We start from the raw sequence: 12445 nt of genomic DNA, 5'->3' as shown, positions 1-12445 counted from the left end.
CGGCGTTTCGGAAGGCGCGGGCGGGCTGATGGTCACCGCGCCCGGGATCGTTGCGGCGTTCGCTGCGCCGGTGATCGCCGTGTCGGCCGCCGGGGTGGATCGCCGGGTGTTGCATCACCAACCCGGCCGACCTGCACAACCCGGTGACCTTCGGCTACAGCCACATCGTCGAAGCCCCCAACCCCGACCTGGTCATCATCGCCGGCCAGTACGGCTCCGACCCGACCGGCGCCGTCGAATCGGCCGACTTCGCGGCCCAGGTCGAACGCTCCTTCGCCAACCTGGGCACCGCCCTCGCCGCGGCCGGCCTGGGCTTCCGGGACGTGGCCCGCCTCGGCACCTACATCGTGGATCACGACCACGCGAAGCTCGAAGCCCTCCTCGCGGTGATCACCCGCATCTGGGGCGACCGGCCGCCGGCCCAAACCCTGCTCGGCGTCGCCGCCTTGGCCCTCCCCGACATGCTCTTCGAGGTCGACGCAACAGCGGTCCGCCCACAGCCGCCCGTCCAATGAGTCCAATTGGACTCACCACCCACGACCCACGCGTTGGACCCACCGCCCACGACCCACGCGCCGACCGCCCCACCGCGCGCACCTCAGCGGCGGGGTTCGACCCTCAGGTCACCGCGGGTCAACGCGAGGGTCGTGTCCCGGGCGAGCATGGCGTGCGGGAAGCCCGGGTCGATCGCGCTCGCCGCGTCCAGCCGGGCCGCCTGGGCGGCGGTGAAGTCGACCCCCAGCGCGCCCAGATTGTCCTCCAGTTGCGCGGAGGTGCGCGCGCCGATGATCGCTGCCGTCACATCCGGGTTCCGCAAAGTCCAGGCCAGCCCGACCTGGGCGGGTGTGTGGCCGGACTCTGCGGCAACCTCCCTCACGACGTCCACGATCGCGAGGTTGCGTTCGGTGAGCGCGCCATTGGCGATGGTGACGCTCCTGCGGGTGCCGTCGCCGGTTGCGGTGGTGGCAGCGGCGTTCAGGTCGTCGCGGCCGTACTTGCCGGTGAGCACCCCGCCGGCCAGCGGTGACCACGGAATCACCCCCAACCCCATCTCGCGGGCCATCGGGATCAGGTCGCGTTCCCCGGTGCGCTCGATCAGGTTGTACTCGATCTGCAACGCGACCAGCGGCGACCAGCCGCGCAGGTCGGCGATCGCCTGCATGCGCGACACCTGCCAGGCCGGGATGTTGGAGATCGCCACGTACAAGACCTTGCCCTGCCGAACCAGATCGTCCATCCCGCGCAGGATCTCCTCGACCGGCGTCGTGAAATCCCACAGGTGCAGATAGAGCAGGTCGATGTAGTCCGTATTCAACCGCCCCAGACTGGATTCCACCGACGAGAACAGAGCCTTGCGGTGGTTGCCCCCGGAATTGGGATCGCCGGGCCGCCGCAGCGTCGAGTACTTCGTCGCCAGCACCAGGCTTTCCCGGTTGTCGCGGGTGAACTCGCCCAGCAGGCGCTCGGAACTGCCACCGGTGTAGGTGTCGGCGGTGTCGATGAAGTTGCCGCCGTGCTCGATGTAGCGGTCGAACAACCTGCGCGACTCGTCCCGCTCGGCGCCCCAGCCCCACTCCGTGCCGAAGGTCGCCGCACCCAGAGCCAGCGGTGAGACCCGCAGCCCGGAACGGCCCAGCAGCCGGTAGCTGTCGAGGGTGAGTGACATCGTGTCCTCCTGTGCTCGTGATCCGTCGTCGAGAATCAGTCTGTGGACGCCGCGAGCCGGGGATAAGGGAAGGAACTTCCTGGGAAGGCCGGTCCCACCCTGGATGTACGCTCGACGGTGATGACCCGCACCATGGATGCGACACACGAACTGGCCGCGTTCCTGCGAACGAGGCGCGAACGCCTGGACCCGGACGATTTCGCGCTGCCGTCACGTCGGCAGTCCCGGCGGACCCCGGGATTGCGCCGCGAAGAGGTCGCCGAACTGGCCGGGGTCAGCATCGACTACATCGTGCGACTCGAACAGGGCCGCGGCCTGCGGCCCTCGGTGGACGTACTGGAAGCGCTGTCCCGAGCGCTGCGCCTGGCCCCCGATGAACGCGCCTACCTCTTCGACCTGGCCCGGCACCGCCCCCGCAAGGCCGAGAAGCTCGCAACCGCCGCAGCACCGCCGCTGGCCCGACTGGTCGCCGACCTGGCGCCGCTGCCGGCCATGCTGCTGAACCACCGCTACGACATCCTGGCCTGGAACAACGAAATGGCCATGCTGCTGGTCGACTTCGACACCCTGCCGCCGTCGCAGCGCAACACGATGTGGCTGTGCCTGATGCATCCGGAGATTCGCGAGTTCTACGTCGACCGCGAACGCGTCGTGCGAGAGGGGATCGCCCACCTGCGCGCCGCCTGGGCCGCACATCCCGAGGATCGGGCACTGACCGACCTCATCGCCGAATTCACCGCACACGACGAGGAATTCGCGCGACTGTGGGACGAACAGGACGTCCGGGTCAACGGCCGAGGACACAAACTGATGCGACACCCCGACGTGGGCGCGATCGCACTGCACTTCGAAGTACTCACGCCGCTCCAGGACCAGGACCAACGTCTGGTGATCTACCGCGCCGCAGACGACGAAAGCCAGTCCGCACTGAACCGCCTGTCCCCACGGTAACCGCGACCCCTCCCACCCCCACCCACACCCCAACCGAGCCGGCCCCGCTCGCCAACACGCGGCCGTGGGCAGCCACAAAGGGGCCGCACGGCGCGGCCTCGCCATCGGGGGGACGCGCCGATCCCGAGCCCGGTCCAACCGTAGCCGGCGGTCCTCGACCGCGAACCACCGAACCGAACGCCGACGACGACTCGGCGCAACACCGTCCCACACGCCCCCGCCGAGTAGCCCACACGAGAACGAAAGCGGCGCCCACCAAGGATTCCGCGCGGGTACTCAGGAGAACCAGGAACGACCGGCAGAGTGGCCCGCCGCGGAGCTGTACTTGATGGAGCTCTGTCGCGAGCGCCCGATGGCAGCGGTGGTGGCCCGGTGCCGCAATAGCCGCATTGAGCCGCCGGCCCCGGCGAAGGTCCAGCGGCTGGTGGGCCGGGCGGTCACGGACTCCGAGGCCCGGTTCTGCCGCACCAGAGTGAGCGAATCTCGCATACACCCGCTCCCGGCCGCAGGGCCCTCGCACTGCGCCGAGTTGAAGACCGGGCCCGGGCGCCGAGGCTGGAGAGCCTGCTCGCTGAGGTGAACAAGCTGGAGCAGGTGCGGTGGCTGGAGCTGCCCACGGACCAATTCGCGGACGTGCAGGAGAAGCTGGTGGAGGCGTGGCGGGCGCCGGGCGTTGAAGGAGTACCCGGCGAATCCGGAGCGAATGAAGCCCGCCCGCAGCCTCACGCTCCCAGCCGCGCTGTGCCATGTGCGGCAAACGGGGATCACCGACTCGCGGATGGACCCGCTCATGCAGCTCGTGCCGAAGATCAACACGCGAGCAGAGCGGAAGGTCGACAGGGAGCCGAACGCCGAGCTGAGGAAGGATCCGGGGCAAGGAGGACATGCTTGCTGTGGGTTGCCGGGCCGGCATTGTCCGAGCCGTCCGGCACGGTGCGGCGGGTGATCTACCCGGTGGTCGGCGGGGAGACAACGCTTGAGCCCTGGCTGCGGAGGCTGCGACGAACGAAACCCGTACAAGGCGCGGGTTCGCACAGTGCTGTGGTCGTCGTACTCGGCGCACTGGCGGCAAATGCTCTCGCCGCTGCCGGGTGCGCTGGAGCTGGAGTGCAACAACCCGCGTACCGGCCGGTGATGGATGCGATCGACCTGCTCAAGCTGTATCCGAAGCAGCCGTTGAAGGAGGGGCGTTCATCGATCCGGCACAAACGGTGGCGCTTGCGGGGGTGATGCCCGGGCTGTAGCGGGCGGGCGTGGTGAACGACAAGGGCCGGGTCGAGCGCATCCCGTACGAGCTGTACATCCTGATCGCGCTGCGGGACGCGGTGTGCCGGCGCACAACTGCCCACCAGGCGCCGCGGCCCCGGAGCTGCCGGTCGTTCTCGACATGCCAGGCAAGGTCGCGGACTGCCTCCGCACCAGCGACCCGGAGCCCGCCGAGCGGGCCGCACGACCAAGGCGTGACCGTACGGCGGCGCGGCCGGGACAGCACCCCGCGCGTCACCGCTGTGCCCTCGACCCACCACCAACTCCTCGGCCACTGCCAACCGCTCGACAGCCCCTCGGCCAAGCCGCCACTGTCGCCTTGCACCCCGCAAGCACCCGGAAGCGGCCGAGCCGGACAGCCACCGGCTGCCATCACGCGGCGTACTCAGGTATCGCCACTACCGCTCGCCGGACCACTGGAAGTCGAGGCCACCCCCTTCAGCCCGTCCACGGTTGACCCGGCGACACTCGCGCCAGGCATCTCCGCGCCAAGGGCCTCCCCGCTCGTGGACCGGGTCGACCACGACCGAGCCGGCCGAGGGTGCCTGCCCGTAGGCACCCTCGGCCGGCGAAGTGCTCCGCACTCGACCATCACGCGGCGATCGGGTCGCCCGCCGCTACAGCGCAGGCGGGCAGCCCGGTGGCGGCATCAGAATCCCGGCGGACGGCGGAACCCGCCGATCACCTCCGCAAGGCGCTGCACGAACCGGACCGCGGTGCGGTCGTGCAGGTACGGCGCGATCACCTGAATGCCGACCGGCAGCCCGTCCCGGGTCGTCCCGACAGGCGCCACCGCCGCGGGCAGATGGTTGACCGACGACGGCGCCATCCACGTGAGCATCTCGCGATACGGCCGCTCGGCGCCGTCGACCCGCAGTGTTCGGACCGACCAGCTCGGATCGGGTCGATGGTCGTGGGGGAAGGCAGCCGTAGGACTCACCGGGCACAGGAGCACGTCGACGTCGCGGAAGAACTCGGCCCAGCGGCGGCGGGAGTGCTGCCGCCGTTCGTCGAGCGCGTGCCACTCACGGAAGCTGACCGTCAGGTCCGACGCGAACCCGCCCGCGGCCCCTTCGGCCGCGGCAAGGTCCACAAGCCCGGCATACGACTCGTCCGGCTCGACCAGCCCGCTCTGCGCCATCAGCAACGGCTGATAGAGAGCCATCGTCTCGTCGAGCCCGACCGGCCCCTTGCCCTCGACCACGGCAGCGCCCTCGGCCCGAACGGCCTCCAGCACCGCCTGCATGATCTCGACCAACTCGCTGTCGACGGGGCAGAACGGGTCGTCGAGCCATGCCGCAACCCGGAACTCCCGCAGCGAGTTCGCCCTGGCGGCGGGCAGCTCCAGTCGCCATGCCGGGGCGCGGTCGTGGTCTGCTCCTGCGAGCACGTCGAGACCCAGGTCGAGGTCATCGGCGTGCCTGCCGAGCGGGCCGAGTACCGCCATGTCGAAATCGGCGAGCGTCCCGGGAGCATGTCCAGAGACACTCCCGTACCTCGGCACGATCCCGAACGACGGGCGCAGCCCGTAGACGCCGCAGAAGTGGGCAGGCACCCGAATCGAGCCTGCCGTGTCGCCGCCGAGTTCCAGTCCGGTCAGTCCCGCGGCGAGTGCCGCGGCGGATCCGCCGGACGAACCGCCCGGTCCGCGGGTCGGGTCCCACGGATTGTTCGTGGTCCCGTAAATCTCGTTGTAGGTCTGCCAGTCCCGGGCGTCGGGCGGCATGTTGGACTTGCCGAACACGATCGCTCCGGCGTTCCTGATCCGCGCGACCGACTCGGCGTCGTGCGTCGAGACGTGATGTCCCCAGCGGGTCGAACCTCCGGTGGTCCGCATGCCCGCAACCTCAAGACTGTCCTTGATCGTCACGGGGACACCGTGCAGGCGGCCGAGCGGCTCACCGCGGGAGACCGCGTGGTCGGCCGCCAGCGCCGCAGCCCTCGCACCCTCCTCGTCCTGGGCGACAACGGCGTTCACCTGCGGACCGAGCTTCTCCACCCGGGCGAGGTAGTGGTCGAGCAATTCGACGCTCGACACCTCCTTCGCCGCGACGGCGGCAGCGAGCTGACCTGCGGAGCTGAATGTTAGATCGGTCATGCAAACCTCCAGGTAAAGCCTGATCCACGGCAATCACTCACCGTAAGAACAGTCTATGGAATCGTTTCATCATGGTGGGCCAAAAATGTGAGGGACATCACAGTCAAGCGCGAGGGCGGCAGAGCCCTTGCATTTTTCGGATGACCCTGCACCCAATGACCTGCGCATTCGTGGAATCCGGGATCGTCCGCATCACCGGCCGGGTCGGCTGTTCACCGACCCCGCCTACGACTTCGACCCCAGCAACGACTACAGTGAGTGACCTCGGCGGCCCCGAGCCCGCAGCGCAATGCTCGGCTTGGCCCCGGACAATCGGAGGTCCTGAGCTTCTGCCGTTCACGCCAAGGAGCACGTGGCCGGCCTGGGTGGCGGGACGCTCGGGCGGTGCGGGCGAAGTACACGGCGGCGGCCTCCACGAAGGCGTCGCAGGCGCTTTTGGCGTCCTCGCAGGCCCTCGTCGCCTCGGCAAGGTTGGTGCCTGGCTCCAGCCGGTCGCGCCGCAACTACTCGCCGCGCACGGGCAGCCTCGGTGCGGCCGAGCAAAGCCCGGACGGTTCGCACCGGTCTGGGCCGTGTGCCGAAAGTGGATCTTGAACGTTGGATGATCACGGTTCATGGGGCGCGGAGATCTGACGGATGACCAGTGGGCGGTGCCGGAGCCGTTATTGCCGAAGGCGACGCGGACAGAACAACCGCCCGTCCGGCCTCGGCGGCGGCCGATCGACGGCATACGATTCCGGCTGCGCACCGGTGTTCCGTACGGGACGTGCCCGTCGAGTACGGACCATGGGGCCGGGTCCATGACCTGTTCCGCCAATGGCAGAGGGACGGCACCCGGCACGGGATCTTCCACTCCACGGTGTGCCGCGCTCATCAGCACGCGACCGGGCGCAAGCAGGGTGAACTGCGGAAGGAACCACCAGTCGGGGTCGTCGCCGAGCCCGATGATCACGCCCTCGGACGCTCGCGCGGCGGCTTCACCACCAAGCCGCACCCGGCCATCAAGCAGGGACAGAAGCCCATGCCCCTCGTGCTCACGGCAGGACGGCCCGGCAACTAGCAAGCCCGCAATCCGCCATGAGGCCACCGTCCTCGTAGCGGCCATCAACGAGTGGCTGTGACCGGCAGGGTTGCGCAGACAGTAGGCAGCGCGGCCGGCCACCCCGGCGGCCGCGTCGTGTGCGATCGGCTCGTTGGTCGGCGGGTTCCGGGATCACCGCGCGGATCCCGCGTCTGCGCAGGTGGGAGCGGATCGCCCGGGACGAGTACGCGCGGTCGGCGAGCAACGACGTCCGGGCGCACTCGCAGGCGACCGACCGCGCACGGGACCCGGATCACGGCCATGACGTTCTCGAACTGCGGCGCGTCGCCCGCCTGTCCGGCGATCACGACGAACGCGAGCGAACGACACCGGCCGTCGGCCGCGTCGTGGGCTTTGATCGTCGGTCCACCGCGAGATCGCCGAGGGCATGGTCGGCCGGCTCGCCGACGGGCGCCCCTTTTCGAGCGCCGCCACGTGCCGATGCGCACGGACCGTCGTGTAGTCGACGCCGACGAGCCGATTCGGATCCCCGTCGGCATCCGCCCGGGATTGCAGCGCGACGGGACGCGCTGCCGGGTTCGTCTCGGGCCCGGCAGGCAAACCGGTCGAACACCGTCTGCCACGGCGGGCGTTCCGCCGGCGGGTCACGCCAGGCGAGGTTGTTGCGGTATTTGAACGCCACCACGTCGAACACCGCACGATGATCCGTCCACCGCCCGCCCGCCGAGGCGTGCGATCCGGCAACAACGGCTCGATCAGCTTCCACCGGCCATTGATCGAGCCCCCACGAACACCCACATCACATCACATCAAATGACCATCCCATCCCGGACCCCGCTCTTGGCGGGAGCGGTTCGGCGCTTGGGGTGGGAGCACAGACGTGTTCTGCAGGACGCAGGCTGCGGTGGCGCCGCCGAAGTCCAAAGTCGGCTTGGACGCCGCAATCCGCCTGATGCCCGGGGTGTCGTACCGGGCCTTGATACGGGAGCACGGAGTCGGATTCCGGGCGGTGAAGGCCGCATTGGAGTCGGTCTGGCCGGAGCTGCGGAAAGCTGCGGACCGGCGCCGAGTCCTACCGGCTCGCCGGCACCGGGGCGGCGCGAGAACAGGCCGCCACCGCAGGCCGACCCCAGCCGACATCCGTCAGACCAGGCAGAACTCGTTTCCTTCCGGATCGCACATCACCACGTGATCGGGCCTGCCCTGCAAATCGTCCTCCCGGACCACGGTCGCACCCGCAGCAGTCAACCGCCCCACCGCTTCCACCACACGTGGCCATCGCACCTCCCACGGTGTTTCACGACCGCCGCCGACCTGCACGTCCAAGTGCAGCCGGTTCTTCACAACCTTCGGCTCGGGCACCTGCAGGAAGGAGAGGTTGGGACCCGCCCCGTCCGGATCCGAGAGGTACGCACCCTCATCCCACTCGTCCTCCGGGATCCCATGGTGAGCGAACCATTCCTCCCAACTCCCGAACCCTGTGGGCGCGGGCTTCTCCGCATAGCCCAAGGCAAGCGCCCAAAACCTGGCGAGCTTCGCTGGTTGCGCGCAGTCGATCGTCAGGCTCCACCTGATCGTCATGCGGCCCTCCCTGTCAGATACGGCGACGTTACCGCGCACCTCTGACACCTCCAGACGACTACGTCACCGGTGAGCCGTCATTGCTTGGCGGCCGGCCGGGTCTCTCACACTGGCTGAAAGGCATGAGAAAGCGTTTTCGACGACGCTCTGACCTGCGACGATGCCGTGTGTGCCGGTCTAAGAGGCCGAAACTGAGGGGCGCAGGGGATCATACCGACCACGGGCGGCTGCGGGCATACACAGGAATTCCCGCATATACGCAGGTCAGAGGGGGTCCATCGGGCCCCGAGGGCAGGTCTCGGACCGATCCTGCCGAATCGTCACTCTCACGTGTGCCGGGCGGAGGCCGAAGGGTGCTTCGAGGTGGGTGGGGGGCGCGAGGCGGTCGGGTGCGTTGGTGAGGTGCAAGCGCCAGGTGCGTTGGGGCGAGTGACGTCTCGCGGCTGATCGGTCCAGGACAACCTGCGAGTCGACACCGGGTCGGTTCGGCACCGCGTGGGGGATTGCTTGCTTGAGGGCGGGACCCAAGAAATGTCGTCGTTCGGGAAAGCTCCCAGGCCAAGGCCGTTCGGATCGTGCGGAGCGGGCGGTGGGCGCGTGGGCCTTGCACGCATAGATCATCTGCGTGTGGAGTGACCCTTCTGCTACTTGTGGTCGCGTGCGCGCGCTCATGTGAGATGGCATCTGCTTCGCGGTCGAGCCTCCGTACGGTTGAGTCCGCGCGCGTCCACCTGCTTTGCTCGGCAGCTTTGCAGTCGTCAGGCGGCGCTCTTCCCGGAGGGGTCGGCAGGGGAGTGCGCCGAGAAGGCACGGCGGCGAGGGGTGGTGGTCGGCGTGCTGATGTGCGGCAGACCCGGGTATTGACGGGTGATGGTCATCCTTAGGTCCGTCGAGTTGGCCGTGATGATGGCCCATCAACATCCGAGTGAGGAACCCCGAGTGTGGGCTCGCCGGATGGATCCTTTGGCGCGGGGGGATCCTTGCCAGGGTGGTGGCCGCCAAGCCGCTTGGCGTCGAGCCGCTTGACCGTCACTGGACGGCCCCTCAATTCTCTTCTGTACGCGTCCCTACAGGCTGGGGAACCTGTTCACAGCGTGCCGATGGTGCGCAGAGCTCGCGATACTCTGCGGGACACGTGGGATGAGGGACATCGCTGATCCCCATCTGATCACCTCTGGGTGGCACGCGTGCGGGCTGTATCTCTTGCGAATCGCGCCTGTGTGGATCGGGTGGGATCCGCCGTCATGAGGCGTGCGTTCAATGTGGGTGCGAGCACGGTTGCGGCGCGCGAGCTGCTATCGAGGTGCTGTTGAAGACAGTAATCGGAAGGGTCATTCAGGGCTGGGAAGGTCTGAAGCGCGGAAGAACCACGGCTTCAGCAAGGGGCAGGGACGGCTTTTGGAGCGGATCCTTGATGTCAATCTCGGTGGAATAGTGGCCAGGTATCACGGCTTGGCACGCCCGAGACCAACCGACTGGAGTCCAGATGATCATGGCTCCGAGCTGCATATTTCACAAGTTCACAACTCATACAACGCAACATGCAACGGAGACTGAGGCGTGAACTGCATGGCAACATGTTCGGATGAATGTCCATGACACTGGGTCGGAAGATGGATCGTAGATCGCATGGGAAGATGTGCGTGATGATAGAGCGAGAAGTATTCTGCAAACTGCTACGGGATATGTTCTTTAACTTGCAACGTTAAAACGGCGGGTGTACGGGCGTGTGTGCGGGCGGGTGTTGCTGCGGCCGTATGGATGGGTGTGCGGATCTATGGACGGGCGGATGGATCTACGGGCTGATGTGCAGATGGGCGGGTGACCGTACGGATGGATGTGCGGACGTATGGATGGAGCGAACGACGGATGGTGATGCGGGCATTGCGATGGCTGTGACTGTGTGCGGACGGGTGGACGGGTATTCGGGAGGACGGGCGGGCGGGCCGAACGATGGGTGGTCGGATGGATCTACGGATCTGTGGCCGGCCGGGTGGACGGCCGGGTGGGCGCACAGATGTATGTGCGGCTGGATGGAGGGATGTCGGGGCGGGCGGACGTTCCTTCGGATGGGCGGGTGTTTCTGTGGATGGATCGAGCGATCGCCGGATGGGCGGGTAGATCTTCGGGTGGGCGTACCTGTGGGTCTGCGGGTGGGTGAGCGGGTGTTCGGGCGGGTGCGTGGCTGGGCGTGCGGAGGTGCGGAGGTGCGGGCGTACGGGTGCACGAATGGATGGGCGGTGGGACGGCTCTGCGGGCGTGCGGATGGACCGACGGACGGAGCGAGCGGTGGCTCGGTCGGCCTTCGGGCGCACGGAACGACGGATGAGCGTTCGGACGGTCGGCACGGTGGAGCAGCGGCCGGGTGGACGAGACGCTCTGCGTTGGTGTCGGCGGGTGTGCGGCCGGAACGGCGGGCGGTCGGGCCGAACGACGAGCGGACGGCCGGCCGTGTCTGCGGATCGATCGATCCGCCGCCCGCACGGTGGGCCGCGCGCTGGGTGGCCGAACCTGTGGCCGGACCTGTGGCCGGACCTACGTTCGGCCCGATCCGACAGTCTTGCGAACAACCGAGCCACGGCTCACGGGACGGTCGGCGCGATCTGCGACCGGCACGATGGCTCGCTCGAACCGTGCCGCACACGACCGACCGACGGCCCGAACGAACCACAGGCGGGTCGGCCTTCGTATCGGCGTGCGGCCGACACACACAAGCTCGCGCTGTACGGAGCTACGGCCGGCAGGGCCTCTCTGCGGCTCTGTGGCGGCCCGGACGGGCGAAGCACACAGCCGAACGTCGGAACGACCGCTGGACGCCTCTCACGGACGACAGAACGATCCGTCGCACACCCGCTGGTCACGTGGCACCGACACTCGACGGACGGACGGGCGAACACACGCACCGACGAGCGCCTGTTGCAACGAGTGCCTGGATGCCCGGACAGACACCTGGACGGGCGGACGGGCAGGCGGGCGGACGGACAGACGGACAAACCGACGGACGAGCGTGTGTGGTTGCTCCCGGCCGGCACAGATGGGGGCGGTCTCGCAACGTCGCCATTTCGTCCGTGGGTTGGTCTCGCGTTCGGACCCACGGCTCGGCGCACCGGCTTGCGCCGCCCGGATGCGGGGGAGCCCCACCTGCCTGGGTCGTCCACTCTCGGCCCAACTCGGCGGCGCAGCCCTGCCGGCCCGACCCAACCCGGTGTGGCGGGCATGGCCAGGCCCGACCAGGCCCCAACCCATCACGGGCCAGACTCGGCACGTCACAACCCCGCGCGACACACTCCGGACCGGCATGACCCGGCCCAACCGGCTCGACTTGGCCCCAACCCAGCCACGGCGCCCCAAGCCGGGCCAACCCGGCCCCGCCCAGCCCACCTGGGCCCAACCCGCCTGGGCCCACACCACACGACGCAGCCCAACCCAGGCGACGCGACCCAGCGCATCTCACGCCGACCAAGCCAACCCGACCCGGGCCGCCCCACCCGGAACCGGACCGGCCACCCACCCCCTCACAGCCCAACCCAACCCAAGCCCCCGCACCGCACAGCAGGCACAGCCCGGATCAGCCCGGATCAGCCCGGATCAGCCCAAGCAACCCGCCCAACTCCGCAGCCCGGTGTGCGCAATCCGTCCGCCCGCCCAAGGGCCGTCTCCCGACCGATTCGCCCCCCGGAGCGACAGACCACGCGCGAAGGGGTGATGTGGCCGGCCCGTCCGGGTGTCCTTGGGGTCGGCCGGCGGAGGTGAGGATTCGGCCTGTGTCTCGATATGTCGAACAGATGGCCCATAAATCGAGAGTTCCATCGCCAATTCGTGCGCCAAAAGAGTCTGTTGG

At 68.5% G+C, this 12445-nt stretch carries 8 protein-coding genes and 1 pseudogene; 5 read left to right on the top strand and 4 right to left on the bottom strand.

Annotation, left to right across the window (positions count from 1 at the left end; all coding sequences use genetic code 11):
• Positions 1-143 precede the first annotated feature (143 nt).
• Positions 144-515, top strand: a complete 372-nt coding sequence (locus ACH4U8_RS37815) for a RidA family protein (RefSeq protein ID WP_395782713.1) — start codon at positions 144-146, stop codon at positions 513-515.
• Between the two features lie 83 nt (positions 516-598).
• Here ACH4U8_RS37815 and ACH4U8_RS37810 read toward each other — a convergent pair whose 3' ends face one another.
• Positions 599-1666, bottom strand: coding sequence for an aldo/keto reductase (locus ACH4U8_RS37810; protein ID WP_395782712.1), 1068 nt, complete (start codon positions 1664-1666; stop codon positions 599-601).
• A gap of 120 nt (positions 1667-1786) precedes the next feature.
• Between ACH4U8_RS37810 and ACH4U8_RS37805 the strand changes: the two genes are divergently transcribed.
• Both ACH4U8_RS37805 and ACH4U8_RS37800 read left to right on the top strand, forming a co-directional pair.
• The gene (locus tag ACH4U8_RS37805) at positions 1787-2617 is read left to right on the top strand and encodes a helix-turn-helix transcriptional regulator (RefSeq protein WP_395782711.1); all 831 of its coding nucleotides are present in this window, start codon (positions 1787-1789) and stop codon (positions 2615-2617) included.
• 888 nt (positions 2618-3505) lie between these two features.
• On the top strand, positions 3506-3847 hold the full coding sequence (locus ACH4U8_RS37800) for a hypothetical protein (protein WP_395782710.1): 342 nt from the start codon (positions 3506-3508) through the stop codon (positions 3845-3847).
• Between the two features lie 685 nt (positions 3848-4532).
• Here the strand turns inward: ACH4U8_RS37800 and ACH4U8_RS37795 are convergent.
• Complete coding sequence (locus ACH4U8_RS37795; protein WP_395782709.1) at positions 4533-6014, bottom strand: amidase; 1482 nt, start codon at positions 6012-6014, stop codon at positions 4533-4535.
• A 581-nt stretch (positions 6015-6595) separates the two neighbouring features.
• Between ACH4U8_RS37795 and ACH4U8_RS37790 the strand changes: the two are divergent.
• Both ACH4U8_RS37790 and ACH4U8_RS37785 read left to right on the top strand, forming a co-directional pair.
• A pseudogene (locus ACH4U8_RS37790) lies at positions 6596-6700 on the top strand (IS5/IS1182 family transposase); the annotation flags it as partial.
• A 47-nt stretch (positions 6701-6747) separates the two neighbouring features.
• Entirely contained in the window at positions 6748-7041 is a 294-nt protein-coding gene (locus ACH4U8_RS37785; protein WP_395782790.1) for a hypothetical protein, read from the top strand.
• Positions 7042-7366: 325 nt separating this feature from the next.
• Here ACH4U8_RS37785 and ACH4U8_RS37780 read toward each other — a convergent pair whose 3' ends face one another.
• A complete protein-coding gene (locus ACH4U8_RS37780; RefSeq protein WP_395782708.1) occupies positions 7367-7789 on the bottom strand; it encodes a transposase in 423 nt (140 codons plus the stop codon).
• A gap of 377 nt (positions 7790-8166) precedes the next feature.
• Complete coding sequence (locus tag ACH4U8_RS37775; RefSeq protein WP_395782707.1) at positions 8167-8604, bottom strand: VOC family protein; 438 nt, start codon at positions 8602-8604, stop codon at positions 8167-8169.
• Positions 8605-12445 lie beyond the last annotated feature (3841 nt).

The organism is Embleya sp. NPDC020886 (assembly GCF_044333915.1).
In the GTDB taxonomy this organism is placed as follows: domain Bacteria; phylum Actinomycetota; class Actinomycetes; order Streptomycetales; family Streptomycetaceae; genus Embleya.
The sequence above is the reverse complement of the archived record's forward strand: the minus strand, read 5'-3'. Positions and strand labels throughout refer to the sequence as shown.